Raw genomic sequence first — 19,844 nt, 5'->3', positions numbered from 1 at the left:
ATTTTTGGGGCCATTTATGCGGATCATCAGTGTGAACGTCAATGGTATTCAGGCTGCAGTCGAGCGTGGTTTGCTCAGTTGGCTGCAAGCACAGAATGCCGACGTCATCTGCCTGCAGGACACCCGTGCCTCCGCCTTTGAACTGGATGACCCAGCCTTCCAACTGGATGGCTACTTCCTTTATGCCTGCGATGCTGAAGTCCCTGCCCAAGGCGGCGTGGCTTTGTATTCGCGGTTGCAACCGAAGGCTGTCATCAGCGGTCTCGGTTTCGAGACGGCCGACCGCTACGGGCGCTACCTGCAAGCAGATTTCGACAAAGTCAGTATTGCCACCTTGCTGCTCCCTTCGGGGATGAACGGCGACGAGGACTTGAACCAGAAGTTCAAGCTCATGGACGACTTCGGCAAGTACCTGGACAAACAGCGACGCAAACGTCGCGAGTACATTTATTGTGGCTCGTTGTACGTGGCGCAGCAGAAGCTCGACATCAAGAACTGGCGCGACAGCCAGCAATCTCCGGGCTTCCTGGCGCCAGAACGCGCCTGGATGGACGAGATTGTCGGCAACATGGGCTACGTAGATGCCCTGCGCGAAGTCAGCCGTGAAGGCGACCAGTACAGCTGGTGGCCGGACAGCGAACAGGCCGAGATGCTCAATCTGGGCTGGCGTTTCGATTACCAGATCCTGACTCCAGGCCTGCGACGCTTTGTGCGCAGCGCACGCCTGCCACGTCAGCCACGGTTCTCGCAGCACGCACCGCTGATCGTCGACTACGACTGGACGCTGACCATCTAAGCGTCGTTTTGCAGTACAAAAAATGCCCGTATCGCAAGATACGGGCATTTTTTATGCGTCACTTCCAGACAGGCTCGAATTCAGACTGCGACGAAGAACGGTAAAGCCAGATACAGCTTGATCACGATGACATTGATTATGTCGATGAAGAACGCTCCGACCATCGGCACCACCAGAAAAGCGATCTGCGAGGGGCCGTAGCGTTGCGTCACGGCCTGCATGTTGGCAATGGCAGTCGGCGTGGCACCCAGGCCAAAACCGCAATGCCCCGCCGCCAGGACGGCGGCATCGTAATTACGGCCCATCACCCGGAATGTCACGAAAATCGCGAACAGCGCCATGACCATGGCCTGCATCGCCAGAATGATGAAGATCGGCAGCGCTAGCGCGGCCAGATCCCACAACTTGAGCGACATCAGGGCGATCGCCAGAAACAACGACAGACTGACATTACCCAGTACCGAGACCTCACGCTCAAACACCTGATACAAGCCCAGCGCTGAAAGACCGTTGCGCAGCACAACGCCTACAAACAGGACACACACAAACGTCGGCAACTCGAATGCAGTCCCTTGCAGCAGGCCGTTCAACAGATTGCCCGCGAGCAAGCTGACTGCAATCAGAGCGAGGGTTTCGACAAACGAAAATGGCGTGATCGAGCGCTCCTTGTTCGGCTGTTCAAAACCTTTTGGCAACCGTGGCACTTCCTGCTGATTGCAACCGGGCACCTCCACTCGCTTGATGAGCAACCGCGCAACCGGCCCGCCGATCAAACCACCCAACACCAGACCAAACGTCGCGGAGGCCATCGCCAGTTCGGACGCTGAGGCCAGACCGTACTTCTCGCTGAATACCGTGCCCCAAGCAGCGCCGGTTCCATGACCGCCCGCCAGGGTGATCGATCCGGTCAGCAGCCCCATCAACGGGTCGAGCCCAAGCATTTTTGCCAACCCGATCCCCATCGCATTCTGCACCACCAACAGACCGGTGACCGCCAGCAAGAATATTCCGACGATGCGCCCGCCTTTTTTCAGACTGGCGAAGTCTGCGCTCAGCCCAATGGTGGCAAAAAAGGCCAGCATCAAAGGTGTTTGCAAGGAAGTATCAAAGCGAATTTCAATATCGAACGTTCGCAGTAACAGTAAAATCAAGGCAACTACCAAGCCACCTGCGACAGGTTCAGGGATATTGTAACTGCGCATGAAGCCAACACGCCTAACGAGCCCGCGCCCCAGTAGAAGTACTAAGGAAGCGGCCACAAGCGTTCCGTAAAAATCGAGCTGAATCATTGGAATTATTCTTGGCTATTTATTCAGAGGCGAATTTTTTACCTGCATCCACCCCCTGAACCGGCTGATTGTCTCAACACTGATTACTCGGGAATTCAAGAGCCTTCGATGGCTTGAACATATCTTCATATTTCATTAGAAATATTAGCCGAGCAACTTTAACAATCGTTGACCTTGATTCCAAGGACATGAATCCTAACCAAGCCAATGCAGTTGTGACTAAAAGTGTATATGCGAAAATAACAGGACTTGTCATCGCAGCCAGACTATTCCTACATACAGTAACGATTAATTATGCTGCATAAATAAAAATGCCCTGACATGTCAGGGCATTGGTATTAGAACTTTGCGCGTTTCTTATTTGATCAGGCGCCACGTAAATGGATATCTGTAAGGAAAACCTTCATTGGCTTTCACTCCGGCAATGATCGTCAAAACCAGTGCGCCGATAGCCAGTATTCCCAACAGAAAGAAACCGATGATCAGCACCATCAGCAGAAAGCAGATCAACGATGCGATGGCGACAGTGATCTGAAAATTCAGCGCCTCCTTGCCTTGGGCATCGATGAACGGGTCTGTCTCGCGCTTCATCTGCCACAGGATCAACGGCCCGATCAAATTGCCGAATGGAATCCAGATCCCCAACAAGGCGGACAAGTGACAAAACATCGCCCATTGGCGAACCTCTTGGCTCGGTTTGGGCAGCAACTCTTGCTCGTCACTCATCGCGTCCTCCTTGCGGTTATCAACCTGCTCAGTCGGCCAGTGCAGCCTTTTGCAGTTCGAAGATTTCGTTCATGCCCTGCTTGGCCAGTTCCAGCATGGCGTTCAAGTCTTCAGGCTGGAACGGCGCGCCTTCAGCGGTGCCCTGTACTTCGATGAAACCACCGGTGCTGGTCATCACTACGTTGAGGTCGGTCTCGGCAGCGGAATCTTCAAGATAGTCCAGATCCAGCACGGCCTCGCCCTGATACATGCCGACGGATACCGCACCGATCATTTGCTTGAGCGGATCGCCACCCTTCAGGCCGCCACGCTTCTTGATCACTTTCAGCGCATCAACCAGTGCAACCATTGCGCCAGTGATAGAAGCGGTGCGAGTGCCACCGTCAGCCTGGATCACGTCGCAGTCAACGTAAAGGGTGACGTCACCCAGCTTGGACATGTCCAGCGCAGCGCGCAGGGAACGACCGATCAGACGCTGGATTTCCAGGGTGCGACCGCCCTGCTTGCCACGGCTCGCTTCACGCTGGTTACGCTCGCCGGTAGCACGCGGCAGCATGCCGTATTCGGCAGTCAACCAGCCTTGGCCCTGGCCCTTGAGGAAACGCGGCACGCCGTTTTCGACGCTGACGGTGCAGATGACTTTGGTATCACCGAATTCGACCAGTACGGATCCCTCGGCGTGTTTGGTGTAGTTGCGGGTAATGCGGATCGAGCGGAGCTGATCGGCAGCGCGACCACTTGGACGTTTCATAGGGAATACCTGTACTGGGGACGGAAAACTGCCGAGCATTATAGAGCGCTGCACCGCGCCTGGGCACTCGTTAAAAAATCCGGGCGACGATTGAAGCCCCTGAAACACCGATTACCGACGGGCTGCAGCCCTTTGTCACACCGTGTGTTTGGGCGCATTCGCCGCACTGCGCTACAATCCTGCGCCTTTGCTGCCAGTCGGCTTAAATTCATTGATATCGAGCCTGCGGAACATCCTGCTGCGCCGATCTGCATTGCGAGGTCACCGCCATGGTGCACAGCATGACCGCCTTCGCCCGCGTCGAAAAAGCCGGCGCCCAGGGCACCCTGAGCTGGGAGCTGCGCTCGGTCAACAGCCGCTATCTGGAACCACATTTGCGTCTGCCAGAGTCGTTTCGCGACCTCGAAGGCGCGGTGCGTGAAGCGCTGCGTCAGGGCCTGTCGCGAGGCAAACTCGAATGCACCCTGCGGTTCACCGAAGAAAGCACCGGCAAAACCCTGCAAGTCGATCGCGAGCGCGCCGCGCAACTGGTCGCAGCAGCCGAGACCATTGCCGGCCTGATCAAGAATCCTGCCGCACTCAATCCCCTGGAAGTGCTGGCCTGGCCCGGTGTACTCGTGGGTGATGCGACTGACCCGCAGGCATTGAACGCCGACGCACTGGCCCTGTTCAATCAAGGCCTGAAAGAGTTGAAGGCCGGCCGCGAGCGCGAAGGCGCGGAGCTGGCACGCCTGATCAACGAGCGCCTGACTTCCATTGAAGAAGACGTAGTGACCCTGCGTGAACTGGTGCCACAGATGCTCGCCACCCAACGCCAGAAAGTCCTCGACCGCTTCAACGACATGAAAGCCGAGCTGGACCCGCAGCGCCTCGAACAGGAAATGGTCATGCTCGCGCAAAAGAGCGATGTGGCCGAAGAACTGGATCGCCTGAGCACCCACATCATCGAAGTGCGCCGGGTACTGAAGTCCGGCGGCGCTGCCGGGCGCCGCCTGGACTTCCTGATGCAGGAACTCAACCGCGAAGCCAACACACTGGGCTCCAAGGCCTTCGACCCGCGCAGCACCCAAGCCGCCGTCAACCTCAAGGTGTTGATCGAGCAGATGCGTGAACAAGTGCAGAATATTGAGTAAGGCAACCCCGACATGACCCACAGCACCGGCACTCTGTACATTATTTCCGCGCCATCGGGCGCGGGCAAAAGCAGCCTGGTCAAGGCTTTGACCGACGCCATACCGGAAATTCGCGTTTCGGTTTCGCACACCACCCGCGCCATGCGTCCGGGCGAAGTGGACGGCGTGAACTATCACTTCGTGACCCGCGAAGAGTTTGTGAAGATGGGCGAGCATGGCGACTTCCTCGAACGCGCCGAAGTCTTCGGCAACTTCTACGGTACCTCGCAAAGCCGCCTGCAGCAGACGCTGGACGAAGGCCACGACCTGATTCTGGAAATCGACTGGCAAGGCGCCGAGCAAGTGCGCAAGTTGATGCCGCAAGCACGCTCGATCTTTATCCTGCCGCCGTCGCTTCAAGCCCTGCACCAGCGCCTGACCAACCGCGGTCAGGACAGCGACGAGATCATTGACGGCCGGATGCGCGAAGCGGTCAGCGAGATGAGTCACTATGTCGAGTACGACTACCTGATCATCAACGACGATTTTGCTCACGCACTGGACGATCTGAAGGCGATTTTCCGCGCCAATCAACTCCAACAGAAACGCCAGCAGGTACGTTTCGGCAAATTGCTTGCCGAATTGCTCGGTTAATCAGCACTTCCCAAAACGCCTGCAAGCGCTTTACATTGGAGCTTGCAGCGCGTTGAAGGGCTTGGTCAAAAAATCAGCGCTTCCCTAATCGCTGGTGATTTTTTAAACTGTTGAGTCCGCTCGCCCAACCGGGCAGCGCGCATATTGCATTCGCTCCGAGGAATACCATGGCCCGCGTAACCGTTGAAGACTGCCTGAACCACGTGGAAAACCGTTTTGAGCTGGTCATGCTCTCTACCAAACGTGCCCGTCAACTGGCCACCGGCGGCAAAGAGCCACTGGTTCAGTGGGAAAACGACAAGCCTACCGTTGTTGCCCTGCGTGAAATCGCTGAAGGCCTGATGAGCTACGAGTTCATCGCCAACGCTGAGATCGTCGAAGACGAACCGCTGTTCGCAGCGTTCGAGGACGAGTCCAACGAGGCCGTCTAAGCCTATGCCTGGTCGACGTAGCACGGCGCGGGATCACAGCTTACGGCAGGAATTATCATGCCGAGCATAGACGCCCTCGCCGATCGCTTATCGACCTACCTCGGCAACGACCAGGTCAACCTGGTCCGCCGAGCGTATTTCTACGCCGAACAAGCCCATGACGGTCAGCGCCGTCGCAGCGGCGAGGCGTATGTCACGCATCCTCTTGCGGTGGCGAATATTCTTGCCGACATGCACATGGACCATCAGAGTCTGATGGCCGCGATGCTGCATGACGTGATCGAAGACACCGGTATCGCCAAAGAAGCGCTGCAAGCGCAGTTCGGTGAAACCGTGGCCGAACTGGTCGATGGGGTCAGCAAACTGACCCAGATGAATTTCGAGACCAAGGCCGAAGCCCAAGCCGAAAACTTCCAGAAAATGGCCATGGCCATGGCGCGCGACATTCGCGTGATCCTGGTCAAGCTTGCCGACCGCCTGCACAACATGCGCACGCTGGAAGTGCTGTCCGGCGAAAAACGCCGCCGGATCGCCAAGGAAACCCTCGAAATCTATGCGCCCATCGCCAACCGGCTGGGCATGCATGCGATCCGCATCGAATTCGAAGACCTCGGCTTCAAGGCCATGCACCCGATGCGTTCCGCGCGGATCTACCAGGCGGTCAAACGCGCCCGGGGCAATCGCAAGGAAATCGTCAACAAGATCGAAGAATCCCTCGGCCATTGCCTCGCCATCGACGGCATCCAGGGCGAAGTCAGCGGTCGCCAGAAACACCTCTACGGCATCTACAAGAAAATGCGCGGCAAGCGTCGGGCCTTCAACGAGATCATGGACGTCTACGCGTTCCGGATCATCGTCGACAAGGTCGATACCTGCTACCGCGTGCTCGGCGCTGTACATAATTTGTACAAACCGTTGCCGGGGCGCTTCAAGGATTACATCGCGATCCCCAAGGCCAACGGCTATCAGTCGCTGCATACCACGCTGTTCGGCATGCACGGCGTACCGATCGAGATTCAGATCCGTACCCGCGAAATGGAAGAGATGGCCAACAACGGCATCGCCGCCCATTGGCTGTACAAATCCAGCGGTGACGAACAGCCGAAAGGCACTCACGCCCGCGCCCGCCAGTGGGTCAAAGGCGTGCTGGAAATGCAGCAACGTGCCGGCAACTCGCTGGAATTCATCGAGAGCGTGAAGATCGACCTGTTCCCGGACGAGGTCTACGTGTTCACGCCCAAAGGCCGGATCATGGAGCTGCCGAAAGGCTCCACGGCGGTCGACTTTGCCTACGCGGTGCACACCGACGTTGGCAACAGCTGCATTGCCTGCCGGATCAACCGTCGTCTCGCGCCGCTGTCCGAACCGCTGCAAAGCGGCTCCACGGTCGAGATCGTCAGCGCTCCCGGCGCCCGACCGAATCCGGCATGGCTCAATTTCGTCGTCACCGGCAAGGCGCGCACGCACATCCGCCATGCGCTGAAACTGCAACGTCGCTCCGAGTCCATCAGCCTCGGCGAACGCCTGCTGAACAAGGTGCTCAACGGTTTCGACAGTTCGCTGGAGAAGATCCCGGCCGAACGCGTCAAAGCCATGCTCACCGAGTACCGCCTCGAACTGATCGAAGACTTGCTCGAAGACATTGGCCTCGGCAACCGCATGGCTTACGTCGTTGCCCGACGGCTGCTCGGCGAAGGCGAACAGTTGCCAAGCCCGGAAGGACCGCTGGCCATTCGCGGTACCGAAGGTCTGGTACTGAGCTACGCCAAGTGCTGCACGCCGATCCCGGGCGACCCGATTGTCGGGCACCTGTCGGCGGGCAAAGGCATGGTCGTGCACCTGGACAACTGCCGCAACATCAGCGAAATCCGGCACAACCCGGAAAAATGCATCCAGCTCTCGTGGGCCAAGGATGTCACCGGCGAATTCAACGTCGAACTGCGCGTCGAGCTGGAACACCAGCGCGGCCTGATCGCTCTGCTGGCCAGCAGCGTCAACGCGGCTGACGGCAATATCGAGAAAATCAGCATGGACGAACGCGATGGTCGCATCAGCGTGGTCCAGTTGGTGGTCAGCGTCCACGATCGTGTGCACCTGGCCCGCGTGATCAAGAAGCTGCGCGCCTTGACCGGGGTGATTCGCATCACCCGCATGCGTGCATAACGCAACCCTAACAAGGAGTCATACATGACCAAGACTGTTATCACCAGCGACAAGGCCCCGGCCGCCATCGGTACTTACTCCCAGGCGATCAAGGCAGGCAACACCGTTTACATGTCGGGTCAGATTCCTCTGGACCCAAAAACCATGGAACTGGTTGAAGGCTTCGAAGCCCAGACCGTCCAGGTGTTCGAGAACCTCAAAGCAGTGGCCGAAGCCGCCGGCGGTTCGTTCAAGGATATCGTCAAACTGAATATCTTCCTCACCGACCTGAGCCACTTCGCCAAGGTCAACGAGATCATGGGCAAGTACTTCGACCAGCCATACCCGGCCCGCGCCGCCATTGGCGTGGCTGCCCTGCCAAAGGGTGCGCAGGTTGAAATGGATGCCATTCTGGTCATCGAGTGATGCGCACGGCGCGGCCCTCAAACGCCGCGCCGACTGCTCAGCAAGAAAAGGTTTTGAAAGGATTCCACCATGCGCAAAGCGCTAGCTCTCCCGCTGTTCGCCATTTTCCTCGGCGGCTGCGCCAGCAACCCTGCCGACCGTGACATCAGTGGCACCTGGATCAACCAGGTGGCGATCGATGCCGCAGCCAAGGGCGGCCCCCTGCGCGAAGCGCTTCAGGCTTACGGCCCGAACCTTGAGTGGGACGTTAACACCAAGGCCGGTCAGGCCCGCTACACCAACGGTTTTGAGAACGTCGAAGGACGGCTGCTGGGTGAGAAATCCGGCGCCTGGAAGGTCGACTTCTATGGCAGCTCCGCCAGTGAGCTGAAACGCGATGGCGGGCAACTGCAGCAAGCCGCCAGCGAGAACGAACCCGAGCAGGTTTTCGACCGCGCACAGATTCCCGTGCCGGAGGGCGCACCGATCGGCGCCAGCTTCGAACGTGCGCTGTATTCGGCCTATCTGGGCGGTGACTGGAAAATCACCAACGGCCAGGGCGAAGGCAGCACCGTGAAATTCCAGGCGGATGGCCAGGTCTCCGGCTTACCGGGTGCCGACCGTTATGCGTTATGCCTGGCGGGCGATTGCGCCTCGATGAGCAACGGCAATGACAGCATGTGGTTGCAGCAGAATGGTCAGGGCAATAACTGGATCTTTGTGCGCAAGGGCAAAGAGCTGGAAATTCTCCAGGCGGTGAATGCTGCGTTGGCGGATGAACAACCGCAGTTCACCGCTGGTGAGCGCAAGTGGTTGCTGGAGAAGCAGTAACCCGGACCTCAACTCGCTGAGATCCCCTGTAGGAGTGAGCCTGCTCGCGATAGCGGTCTAACAGTCAGCATAAGTGTTGAATGTCAGACCGCTATCGCGAGCAGGCTCACTCCTACATTTGTTTTTGGGGTGTCAGGAAGTCAGCATTTACCTTCGAGGATCGCGGCGTAGCCTTCGCGGTAACTTGGGTACGTTGGCGTCCAGCCCAACGCTTTCGCCCGGCCATTGCTGCAGCGCTTGCTGCCGGTGCGCCGCACACTGGCATCTTCAGACCATTCGGTAACGCCCAGATACTCACGCAACCAGCCTACGACTTCCGCTAACGGCGCGGGCGCATCGTCAACGCCGATATAGAAATCCTCCAGCTTCACGCCCTGCCGATCTTTCTCCAACAGGAACGCCAGCAATCCTGCCGCGTCGTCAGCATGAATCCGATTGCCATACAGCGGCGGATCAACCGCCACGCGATAACCGCGACGCACTTGAGTCAGCAGCCATTCGCGGCCCGGCCCGTAGATCCCGGTCAAACGCAGAATGCTCGCAGGAATGCCACTGTTCAGCGCCACTTGCTCCGCTTCGAGCATCAACCGCCCGGAATAACCCGCAGCGACCGTCGCCGATGTCTCATCGACCCACTCACCCTCCTGCTGCCCATACACACTGCTGCTGGAAACGAAGACCAGCCGCTCAGGCACCTGCCCATAGTCGTCCAGCCAACTCAGGACATTCTGCAAACCCTGCACATAAGCCGCGCGATAACCGGCCTCATCGTGATCAGTGGCGGCGGCGCAATACACCAGATAGTCCACGGCACCCACCGGCCAGGTCGCCGGGCAGTCTTCATTGAACAGGTCGCCGGCAACGCCGATCACTCCAGCAGGCAGCTTCGAAACATCCCGGCGCAGGCCGTGAACTTCCCAGCCAGCCGCCAGCAATTGCTTGGCCAGACGACTGCCGACATCACCACAACCGGCAATCAAAACAGAAGGCGCGGACATCAAAAAACTCCTATCGGAAAGGCACAGACTAGCTCTGGCACAGGACGAACGGCTAGCAATGGTAGAAAAAAAGATACTCTATTACTTTTGTTAACAAGAATTACTTGCAATAATGCACGTCACTTTTGTTCTCGGCCTCACGAGGCCTGGAAGAGCATCAACGTTTTTCTATCTCAGGTCCGGCCAGCATGACACGTAATCAAATCCCCGCTTCGCCAACCAAACGACCTCGCGCCTGGAGCGCAGTGGCGGCTCTGCTGCTCAGCCTGATGCTGGCACCGACCGCCGCTTTCGCCGACGCCCAGGCACCTGCAACGCCAGCCGCCACCGAGCAAAGCGCACCAGCCGCTGCTCCGGCTGCCCCGGCCGCTACCGATCCGGTGCAAGCAGTTGACGCTGCCGACGTTCCTGAAGTTCTCGAAGCCGACAACAGCCTGGGCATGGCCCACGACCTGTCGCCTTGGGGCATGTACCAGAACGCCGACATCATCGTGAAAATCGTCATGATCGGTCTGGCCATCGCTTCGATCATCACCTGGACCATCTGGATCGCCAAAGGCTTCGAGCTGATGGGCGCCAAGCGTCGTCTGCGTGGCGAAATCGCTGCACTGAAGAAAGCCACCACCCTTAAAGAAGCCAGCGCCACCGCCGGCAAGGAAGGCACCCTCGCCAACCTGCTGGTGCACGACGCCCTCGAAGAGATGCGCCTGTCGGTCAACAGCCGCGAGAAAGAAGGCATCAAGGAACGCGTGAGCTTCCGTCTCGAGCGCCTGGTCGCGGCCTGCGGTCGGAATATGAGCAGCGGCACCGGCGTCCTCGCCACCATCGGTTCCACCGCGCCGTTTGTCGGCCTGTTCGGTACCGTGTGGGGCATCATGAACTCCTTCATCGGCATCGCCAAAACCCAGACCACCAACCTTGCTGTCGTCGCGCCCGGTATTGCTGAAGCGCTGCTGGCCACTGCATTGGGTCTGGTTGCTGCGATTCCGGCCGTGGTGATCTATAACGTCTTCGCCCGGTCCATCGCCGGTTACAAGGCGCAGGTTTCCGATGCCTCGGCAGAAGTACTGCTGCTGGTCAGCCGCGACCTCGACCACCAGCCTGAGCGCAGCTCCCAGCCGCACATGGTCAAAGTGGGGTAATCGGCCATGGGCCTGCATTTGAAAGAAGGCGCAGACGACGATCTGGCCGAGAACCACGAAATCAACGTCACGCCGTTCATCGACGTGATGCTGGTGCTGTTGATCATCTTCATGGTGGCCGCTCCGTTGGCCACCGTGGACATCAAAGTCGACCTGCCTGCCTCGACCGCCAAACCGGCACCGCGGCCAGAAAAACCGGTGTTCCTCAGCGTCAAGGCTGACCAACGCCTGTACATCGGCGACGATGAAGTGAAAGCCGAAACCCTTGGCGCCGTGCTCGACGCCAAGACTCAGGGCAAGAAAGACACCACCATCTTCTTCCAGGCCGATAAAGGCGTGGATTACGGCGACCTCATGAGCGTGATGGATAAACTGCGCTCCGCCGGTTATCTGAAGGTCGGTCTGGTCGGACTTGAGACGGCAGCCAAGAAATGATCACGACGCGCCATAAGCTGACGCGTTACAGCGGTAGCCTGGCCGTGGTGCTGGGCGTTCACGCGCTGGCCATCGCGCTGGCGCTGAACTGGACCGCCCGCCCGCCCATCGAATTGCCGCCGCAGGCAATGATGGTCGAACTGGCCCCGGTTCCGGCCCCGCCACCGCCTGCTCCGCCGAAAGTCGTCACACCGCCGCAGCCACCGGCTCCGGTTGAAGAGTTGCCGATTCCGAAGCTGGCCGAAGCACCGAAAGCTGAAATCGCGGTGCAGAAATCCAAGCCGAAGCCCAAGCCTAAACCGCCGAAGCCGGTCGAGAAGAAGCTGCCCGATCCACCGAAGGAAAAACCTTCCGAGGAGAAGCCGGCCGACACGCAACCGACCCAGGCCCCTACGGAGAAATCCGCCCAGCCTGCACCGGGTCCTTCTCCGGCTCAGATGGCTGCCAAGGCCAGTTGGCAAGGCACCCTGCTCGCGCATTTGGCCAAGTACAAAAAGTACCCGGCCAGTGCTCAGGCACGGGGCAAGGAAGGCTTGAACCGCCTGCGTTTCGTGGTGGATGCCGAAGGTAATGTGCTGTCGTTCGAACTGGTGGGCCGCTCGGGCAACGCCGATCTGGACCGGGCTACCCTGGAAATGATCCGCCGCGCGCAACCGCTGCCCAAGCCACCGGCCGACATGCTCAACAACGGCTCGATCGAAATTGTTGCGCCGTTTGTTTATTCCCTCGAACGCCGCCGTTAAGTAGCAAGACCAAGAGATCGCAGCCTTCGGCAGCTCCTACATTGGAATGCATTTCCCTGTAGGAGCTGCCGAAGGCTGCGATCTTTTGCTTTATGACGTAGTCGCATTGGGCCCTCAGTCTGATAACGTGCGTCTATCGATTGCAGCCGGTATGCTTGGCCCGCATCTTCATGGACGCTTGCTATGACCCTCACAGAATTACGCTACATCGTTACCCTCGCCCAAGAGCAGCATTTCGGCCACGCCGCCGAACGTTGCCACGTCAGCCAGCCGACCCTCTCGGTGGGCGTGAAAAAGCTTGAAGACGAACTCGGTGTGCTGATTTTCGAGCGCAGCAAAAGCGCCGTGCGCCTGACCCCGGTCGGCGAAGGCATCGTCGCCCAGGCGCAGAAAGTCCTCGAACAAGCGCAAGGCATCCGTGAACTGGCCCAAGCCGGCAAAAACCAGCTGACCGCGCCGCTGAAAGTCGGCGCGATCTACACCGTCGGCCCGTACCTGTTCCCGCACCTGATTCCGCAGCTGCACCGGGTCGCACCGCAGATGCCGTTGTACATCGAAGAAAACTTCACCCACGTGCTGCGCGACAAACTGCGCAACGGCGAACTCGACGCGATCATCATCGCCCTGCCGTTCAACGAAGCCGACGTGCTGACCCTGCCGCTGTACGACGAGCCGTTCTACGTCTTGATGCCGGCCCAGCACCCGTGGACGCAAAAAGAAACCATCGACGCCGGCCTGCTCAACGACAAGAGCCTGCTGCTGCTTGGCGAAGGCCACTGCTTCCGCGATCAAGTGCTGGAAGCCTGTCCGACCCTGACCAAGGGCAACGACGGCGCCAAGCACACCACGGTCGAATCCAGCTCGCTGGAAACCATCCGCCACATGGTCGCGTCCGGTCTGGGCATCTCGATCCTGCCGTTGTCGGCGGTCGACAGCCATCACTACGCCCCCGGCGTGATCGAAGTGCGCCCACTGTCGCCGCCGGTGCCGTTCCGCACTGTGGCCATCGCCTGGCGCGCGAGTTTCCCACGGCCGAAAGCCATCGAGATCCTCGCCGACTCCATTCGCCTGTGTTCGGTGGCCAAGCCAGCGGCATCGGTTACGGCCGGTTAAGCGAGCGTCATGACGGAGTTGTCGCAAGTGTCGGTGACGGCACTCAAGGGTGTCGGCGAAGCCATGGCCGAGAAACTGGCCAAGGTCGGTCTTGAGAACCTTCAGGACGTGCTGTTTCACCTGCCGCTGCGCTATCAGGATCGCACCCGCGTGGTGCCGATCGGTGCGCTGCGACCGGGGCAGGACGCCGTGGTCGAAGGCACCGTCAGCGGCGCCGACGTGGTCATGGGCCGCCGGCGCAGCCTCGTCGTGCGCTTGCAAGATGGTACCGGCGGTCTCAGCCTGCGCTTCTACCATTTCAGCAACGCACAGAAAGAAGGCCTCAAGCGCGGCACGCGGGTGCGCTGCTACGGCGAGGCCCGGCCCGGCGCGTCAGGACTGGAAATCTACCACCCGGAATACCGCGCCATTACCGGTGACGAACCGCCGCCGGTGGATGAAACCCTGACCCCGGTCTACCCGCTCACCGAAGGTCTGACCCAAGCGCGCCTTCGTCAGTTGTGTCTGCAGACGCTGACCATGCTCAAGCCAGACACTCTGCCCGACTGGCTGCCGACCGAGCTGGCCCGCGACTATCAATTGGCACCGCTGGCCGATGCGATCCGCTACCTGCACAACCCGCCCGCCGATGCCGACGTCGACGAACTCGCCCTCGGCCATCACTGGGCCCAGCATCGCCTCGCCTTTGAAGAGCTGCTGACCCATCAACTGTCGCAACAACGTCTGCGCGAAAGCATGCGTTCGCTGCGCGCGCCAGCGATGCCGAAAGCCAAGAAGCTGCCGCCGAAATACTTGGCCAACCTTGGCTTCAACCCGACCGGCGCGCAACAGCGGGTCGGCAACGAAATCGCCTACGACCTGAGCCAACACGAGCCTATGCTGCGGCTGATTCAGGGCGACGTCGGCGCGGGTAAAACCGTGGTCGCAGCACTCGCGGCATTGCAGGCGTTGGAGGCCGGGTATCAAGTCGCGCTGATGGCGCCGACCGAGATCCTTGCCGAACAGCACTTCATCACCTTCAAGCGTTGGCTCGAACCGCTGGGCATTGAAGTCGCATGGCTGGCCGGAAAGCTCAAGGGCAAGAACCGCGTCGCCGCGCTGGAACAGATCGCCAGCGGTACGCCGATGGTGGTCGGCACCCACGCGCTGTTCCAGGACGAAGTGCAGTTCAAGAACCTCGCGCTGGTGATCATCGACGAGCAGCACCGCTTCGGCGTGCAGCAACGTCTGGCGCTGCGGCAGAAAGGCGTCGGCGGACGCATGTGCCCGCACCAACTGATCATGACCGCCACGCCGATTCCTCGAACACTGGCGATGAGCGCCTACGCCGACCTCGACACCTCGATCCTCGACGAACTCCCGCCCGGACGAACCCCGGTCAACACCGTGCTGGTCACCGACACCCGCCGCGTCGAAGTCATCGAACGCGTGCGCGGTGCCTGCGCCGAAGGGCGTCAGGCCTATTGGGTATGCACGCTGATCGAAGAGTCCGAAGAGCTCACCTGTCAGGCCGCCGAAACCACCTTCGAAGATCTCACCCTCGCCCTCGGCGAACTGAAAGTCGGGTTGATCCACGGGCGCATGAAACCCGTCGAGAAGGCCGCCGTCATGGCCGAATTCAAGGCTGGCAACCTGCAACTGCTGGTCGCCACCACAGTAATCGAAGTCGGCGTCGACGTACCCAACGCCAGCCTGATGATCATCGAAAACCCCGAACGCCTCGGCCTTGCGCAACTGCACCAATTGCGTGGTCGCGTCGGTCGGGGCAGCGCCGCCAGCCATTGCGTGCTGCTCTACCATCCGCCGTTGTCGCAGATCGGTCGCCAGCGACTGGGCATCATGCGCGAGACCAACGACGGTTTCGTCATCGCCGAAAAAGACCTCGAATTGCGCGGCCCCGGGGAAATGCTCGGCACCCGCCAGACCGGTCTGCTGCAATTCAAAGTCGCCGACCTGATGCGCGACGCCGACCTGCTGCCCGCCGTCCGCGACGCCGCGCAAGCCTTGCTGGAACGCTGGCCAACCCACGTCAGCCCATTACTCGATCGCTGGTTGCGCCACGGGCAGCAATACGGCCAAGTGTGAGCACCGTCGCAGTTTCTGACAGATCGTTCTGACCAAGCTGGTTATACTCCTGCCATTGTTTCAAAAACGGATACAGATCATGACCGAAGCCGCTCTCGCCCCCGAATCCCCGCACGCGCCGTCTGTCATTCGGCTGCTGCTAGGCAAGCTGGGCATCGCCTACGAAGAAGTGCTCGACCACTACGGCCTCAATGCCTCGCGCAAGGTACAAGCCGTGTTGCTGGACGACTCCGTCGGCGCGCTGATGGTGCTGTTTCCGCAGAGCCAATTGCTCGACCTCAACCGCCTCGCCGAACTGACGGGCCGTCGCCTCACCGCCGTATCGACCGAGCGCTTGGAAAAGATGCTCGGCAAACACAGCCTGAGCCTGCTGCCGGGCCTGCCAGCGCTGACCAGTTCGCCGTGCCTCTACGAAGAAAGCCTGCTGCGTGAACCGAAGCTGCTGATCAACTCCGGCGAGCCGGGCCTGCTGCTGGAAATCGCCAGCGAAGATTTCAAGACCATGCTGACCAAGGCCAGCGCCGCCAATTTCGGCGAAGCCCTGAGCAGCATCCGCCCGAACCTCGATCGCCCGGACGATGACCGCGAGGAAATCACCCAGGCCGTACAGGCGTTCACAGCGCGGCGCATTCAGCAACGGCTGGAAGCGACCATCGAGATTCCGCCGCTGGCCGAGACTGCGCAAAAAATCATCAAACTGCGCGTCGACCCCAACGCCACCATCGACGACATCACCGGCGTGGTCGAAACCGACCCGGCACTGGCCGCACAAGTGGTGAGCTGGGCGGCGTCGCCGTACTACGCGTCACCGGGCAAGATCCGTTCGGTGGAAGACGCGATCGTTCGCGTGCTCGGTTTTGATCTGGTGATCAACCTCGCGCTGGGCCTGGCCCTCGGCAAGACCCTGAGCCTGCCCAAAGACCACCCGCAACACACCACGCCGTACTGGCAGCAGTCGATCTACACCGCCGCCGTCATCGAAGGCCTGACCCGCGCCATGCCGCGCGCCCAGCGCCCGGAAGCCGGCCTGACGTATCTGGCCGGTCTGCTGCACAACTTCGGTTACCTGCTACTGGCCCACGTGTTTCCGCCGCACTTCTCGCTGATCTGCCGCCACTTGGAGGTCAACCCGCACCTGTGCCACAGCTACATCGAGCAACACCTGCTCGGCATCAGCCGCGAACAGATCGGCTCGTGGCTGATGCGCTACTGGGACATGCCCGACGAACTGGCCACCGCCCTGCGCTTCCAGCACGACCCAAGCTACGACGGCGCCTACGCCGAATACCCGAACCTCGTCTGCCTGGCCGTGCGCCTGCTGCGTGGACGCGGGATTGGCTCTGGACCGGATGAAGATATTCCGGATGCGCTGCTCGAACGCGTCGGCCTGACTCGCGACAAAGCCGATGACGTCGTCAGCAAAGTGCTTGAGGCCGAGGTGTTATTGCGCGAACTGGCTTCGCAGTTCAGCCAGGCCTGAATGCAAAGCGGGCAAGCGACCTCCCGTTGGAGCGACGCTTGCCCGCGATGGGCCAACCTGCGGCTTAAGCCGACTTGTCCAGGTAACGGATCACCCAGCCTTTATCGTACCCAGAGTCGGTGAAATACACTCCGCCCACCACGATACGCCCATCGACCATTACCGCCATGCCGTGGGGGTATTCGAAACCCTCGCTTTCATTGAAAACGGTAAATCCCGAACCAAAGAAAGAGGCGTCTGGAGAACCATCCGCCAGAAAGCGTGCGGTGACCGCGCTGAGATTCTCATCAAGCGCCCCAGTGCCACTGCTACCGCAAACGATGACTGAACCGTCCGTACGCGGCACGCAATGCAACCATCTGACGCCTTGGGGGACAGGTGAAGAAATCAGTGGTTGACCACCATTGAACACCTGATTGTAGGAGCCGCTGAAATTGAGCACCGCAATCAAGCCATGAGAAACGTTCTTCACCGCCGCACCACCGGCCACAACGATTTTGTCGTCGACTATTGCCGCAACGTCCAGGCTGATCCATTGATCGTGGGGCACGTCCACAACTCCGTTGATGCCAAAGCCTGTGTCAATCTTGCCCGTAACCTCGAAACGAGTAACGAAGGCGCCATGCGCACTCACCGCAAAGTAATTGCCGCAGATCACCACGGCGCCGTCAGCCTGGGTCGCGGTCGCTTGCGCAACGATGTCCGAAGGCGAAATCTCTGCAAGCTCTACGAACGCAAAGCCCGTGCCGTTGAAGGTCGTATCGGGTGAGCCATTCGGCTCGAACCTCAGAACGATACCTTTTGTCCGGCCGGAAGCATCCTCAACGTTACTGACCACGACGATTTTTTCGTCCAGTTGTTGCGCGACCAGCCCTGCTGCGCCACCCCCTGCGGCACCGCTGGCAGACGCTTGCACCACCCCGGTATATCCGCCGCCGCCCATCTTCGCGTAGGGAAGATAGAGCACACCTTGTTCCCCGAAAGACGTTTGCGGTTGTCCGTCCTCGCGCTGTCTGACCAGCACCAGGCCCGTCGAGTAATTCGAGCCTTCTGCCGTGTACTGAGCACGAACCAGCCAACCGCCATCGCTCAGCGGTGTAAACCCGAGGATCCGGCTCATGTAAAAACTTTCTTTCAGCCTGATCTCGACGTAGCCAGAGTCTTCCCCACCGAAAGCTGTGTCGAGAGCGCCGTTTTCGAGCAGACGAACGATCCGCGTGGGCGCACCCTCCGTCGAGAGGCGGACGGCAACCAACAGTTTATTTTGCGGTAGCGCCAGCAACGCCCTCACGTCATATCCCGAGAACCCGAGGAAGGGAAATCTGAGGATGCCATCTTCGCCAAAGGTCGGATCGTTATTTAAAGACGGTGTGCCCGCCAGATAGCGCACGAAATGCCCAGGGATTCTGGAAGGATCGGCATAGACGGAGAGCTCGATGCACACCACGATCCGACTGTCCTCCATGACGGCCACACCTCGCGCAAAGGCTGCCCCTGCGCTGTCTTCAAACAGCGCATGCCCCGTACCGTTGAAAGCCGTATCCGGTTTTCCATTAGCAAGAAAACGCGCCGTCACCATGGCTGATTCACCGTGACCGACAACAACGATCGAACCACCCACCTGCGAGGCATGCGTCCACGCCAACCCTTTCAGTAACGGCGAAAACAGCGGCTTGCCGCCATTGAACACAAGGTTTGCCGCGCCGCTGGTCGTGAACGCAGCGATCAACCCACCTTCAAGGCCACTACGCAAGGCTCGGCCCGCGACGATAATCCTGCCATCGCCTTCACGTACCGAAATCGATTGCAGAAAACTCTCGCCTTCGTCGTCGGGAATCAACACGGCCACGCCGCCGTTGAACTGACTGTCCAGTGCGCCATTTGTGTCCAGACGCGCCAGAAAAACTCCACGGCCTCCCGATTCGTCCTGGTATGCACCGCAGACCAGCACCTTGCCATCGGCTTGAACGGCGATGCCGTGGGCGGTACTCGATGTAGCGATCTCCGGAATCACATAGCCCGAACCGTTGAATGATTGATCGAGTGACCCATCCGCTTGCAGACGTATCACAACATTTACTGGCAGTGGCGCCTCATCAAAAAATACGGAATGGAGCAGGACGATTTTGTCGCCCACTAGCAGGGCCGCTGACCGCGATCGAGGGTGCGAAGTCTCAGAGGAGCGGGTGTTCGGGGGACTTGCCTTGCGCGGCGCGTTAGCGGGTTCGGGATTGCCGTAGTAGGAGATATACCGCATCCCGTTGGTGCCGAACGCTTCGTTCAGTTCACCGGTATTTTTCAGGCGGACCAATGCCAGGCCAACGTCATTGGAGGTAGTCGAGTAATACTGAAGGTGTATCAGCCAACCATCATCCTCAAGCGCATCGAGACCGGATACATAGCTGATCCGAGCACCTTGCAACGCTATTTCAACGAAACCTCTGCGCGCTGCACCGAAGGTCTCGTCCAGCGAACCGTCTTCATTCAGCATCGCAATGGCAACCGGAGCATTCGCGCCCGTTAAAGGTATCGCAACGAGTAATTTTGCATCGGGGAGCGCCAAGACTGCCGCCGCTTCGTCGCCCGCGATGCCGGGTATCGGTAACGTCAACACGCCATTGCGAGCAAATGTCGGATCGAGTGACCTAGGGGTAGAAATACTGTGTGTCTGCGTCATGAGCTTGTTCCATCAAGTTGGTGAGTCCCTTAAC

The 19,844-nt window shown here is 59.6% G+C and carries 18 protein-coding genes; 13 read left to right on the top strand and 5 right to left on the bottom strand.

Features of this window, described 5'->3' with window-relative positions; genetic code table 11:
* Positions 1-16 precede the first annotated feature (16 nt).
* Entirely contained in the window at positions 17-796 is a 780-nt protein-coding gene (locus ACI514_RS26255) for an exodeoxyribonuclease III (protein WP_160059922.1), read from the top strand.
* Positions 797-876: 80 nt separating this feature from the next.
* On the opposite strand, the gene gltS is transcribed toward ACI514_RS26255, so the two are convergent.
* The 3 genes from gltS to rph form a co-directional block, all read right to left on the bottom strand.
* A complete protein-coding gene (gltS, locus tag ACI514_RS26250) occupies positions 877-2,085 on the bottom strand; it encodes a sodium/glutamate symporter (RefSeq protein ID WP_405122658.1) in 1,209 nt (402 codons plus the stop codon).
* Positions 2,086-2,442: 357 nt separating this feature from the next.
* Complete coding sequence (locus ACI514_RS26245) at positions 2,443-2,811, bottom strand: DUF4870 domain-containing protein (RefSeq protein WP_007920344.1); 369 nt, start codon at positions 2,809-2,811, stop codon at positions 2,443-2,445.
* 28 nt (positions 2,812-2,839) lie between these two features.
* Positions 2,840-3,562, bottom strand: a complete 723-nt coding sequence (gene rph / locus ACI514_RS26240; protein ID WP_016985814.1) for a ribonuclease PH — start codon at positions 3,560-3,562, stop codon at positions 2,840-2,842.
* A gap of 269 nt (positions 3,563-3,831) precedes the next feature.
* On the opposite strand from rph, the gene ACI514_RS26235 reads away from it, so the two are divergent.
* The 6 genes from ACI514_RS26235 to ACI514_RS26210 all read left to right on the top strand — a co-directional run bounded on the left by ACI514_RS26235 (position 3,832) and on the right by ACI514_RS26210 (position 9,137).
* Positions 3,832-4,695 carry a YicC/YloC family endoribonuclease gene (locus tag ACI514_RS26235; RefSeq protein WP_160059924.1) on the top strand — a complete coding sequence of 288 codons (864 nt, stop codon included), beginning with the start codon at positions 3,832-3,834 and terminating at the stop codon, positions 4,693-4,695.
* 12 nt (positions 4,696-4,707) lie between these two features.
* Positions 4,708-5,328, top strand: a complete 621-nt coding sequence (gene gmk / locus ACI514_RS26230) for a guanylate kinase (RefSeq protein ID WP_008078609.1) — start codon at positions 4,708-4,710, stop codon at positions 5,326-5,328.
* A 167-nt stretch (positions 5,329-5,495) separates the two neighbouring features.
* The gene (gene rpoZ / locus ACI514_RS26225) at positions 5,496-5,759 is read left to right on the top strand and encodes a DNA-directed RNA polymerase subunit omega (protein WP_007894670.1); all 264 of its coding nucleotides are present in this window, start codon (positions 5,496-5,498) and stop codon (positions 5,757-5,759) included.
* A gap of 57 nt (positions 5,760-5,816) precedes the next feature.
* The gene (gene spoT, locus ACI514_RS26220) at positions 5,817-7,922 is read left to right on the top strand and encodes a bifunctional GTP diphosphokinase/guanosine-3',5'-bis pyrophosphate 3'-pyrophosphohydrolase (protein ID WP_007920338.1); all 2,106 of its coding nucleotides are present in this window, start codon (positions 5,817-5,819) and stop codon (positions 7,920-7,922) included.
* Positions 7,923-7,946: 24 nt separating this feature from the next.
* The gene (locus ACI514_RS26215) at positions 7,947-8,327 is read left to right on the top strand and encodes a RidA family protein (RefSeq protein ID WP_014340863.1); all 381 of its coding nucleotides are present in this window, start codon (positions 7,947-7,949) and stop codon (positions 8,325-8,327) included.
* A gap of 69 nt (positions 8,328-8,396) precedes the next feature.
* Positions 8,397-9,137, top strand: a complete 741-nt coding sequence (locus ACI514_RS26210) for a hypothetical protein (RefSeq protein ID WP_405122657.1) — start codon at positions 8,397-8,399, stop codon at positions 9,135-9,137.
* Positions 9,138-9,277: 140 nt separating this feature from the next.
* Here ACI514_RS26210 and ACI514_RS26205 read toward each other — a convergent pair whose 3' ends face one another.
* Positions 9,278-10,135, bottom strand: a complete 858-nt coding sequence (locus ACI514_RS26205; RefSeq protein WP_160059926.1) for an SDR family oxidoreductase — start codon at positions 10,133-10,135, stop codon at positions 9,278-9,280.
* A 188-nt stretch (positions 10,136-10,323) separates the two neighbouring features.
* On the opposite strand from ACI514_RS26205, the gene exbB reads away from it, so the two are divergent.
* The 6 genes from exbB (at position 10,324) to ACI514_RS26175 (ending at position 17,133) form a co-directional block, all read left to right on the top strand.
* Positions 10,324-11,277, top strand: a complete 954-nt coding sequence (exbB, locus tag ACI514_RS26200) for a tonB-system energizer ExbB (protein ID WP_405122656.1) — start codon at positions 10,324-10,326, stop codon at positions 11,275-11,277.
* A gap of 6 nt (positions 11,278-11,283) precedes the next feature.
* Positions 11,284-11,712 carry a TonB system transport protein ExbD gene (exbD, locus tag ACI514_RS26195; protein ID WP_007920333.1) on the top strand — a complete coding sequence of 143 codons (429 nt, stop codon included), beginning with the start codon at positions 11,284-11,286 and terminating at the stop codon, positions 11,710-11,712.
* A complete protein-coding gene (locus tag ACI514_RS26190) occupies positions 11,709-12,455 on the top strand; it encodes a TonB family protein (RefSeq protein ID WP_405122655.1) in 747 nt (248 codons plus the stop codon). Before exbD ends, ACI514_RS26190 begins: the two co-directional genes overlap by 4 nt.
* Positions 12,456-12,638: 183 nt before the next feature.
* Positions 12,639-13,568, top strand: a complete 930-nt coding sequence (locus ACI514_RS26185) for a LysR substrate-binding domain-containing protein (protein WP_405122654.1) — start codon at positions 12,639-12,641, stop codon at positions 13,566-13,568.
* Between the two features lie 9 nt (positions 13,569-13,577).
* Entirely contained in the window at positions 13,578-15,653 is a 2,076-nt protein-coding gene (gene recG, locus ACI514_RS26180; protein ID WP_016985805.1) for an ATP-dependent DNA helicase RecG, read from the top strand.
* 79 nt (positions 15,654-15,732) lie between these two features.
* A complete protein-coding gene (locus ACI514_RS26175) occupies positions 15,733-17,133 on the top strand; it encodes an aminoacyl-tRNA deacylase and HDOD domain-containing protein (protein ID WP_405122653.1) in 1,401 nt (466 codons plus the stop codon).
* Positions 17,134-17,197: 64 nt separating this feature from the next.
* Here the strand turns inward: ACI514_RS26175 and ACI514_RS26170 are convergent, their stop codons facing one another.
* On the bottom strand, positions 17,198-19,810 hold the full coding sequence (locus ACI514_RS26170) for a hypothetical protein (protein WP_405122652.1): 2,613 nt from the start codon (positions 19,808-19,810) through the stop codon (positions 17,198-17,200).
* Between the last annotated feature and the right edge of the window lie 34 nt (positions 19,811-19,844).

Source organism: Pseudomonas sp. M20 (genome assembly GCF_045037865.1).
Classification (GTDB): Bacteria; Pseudomonadota; Gammaproteobacteria; order Pseudomonadales; family Pseudomonadaceae; genus Aquipseudomonas.
This window is presented reverse-complemented; position numbering and strand designations above follow the sequence as displayed.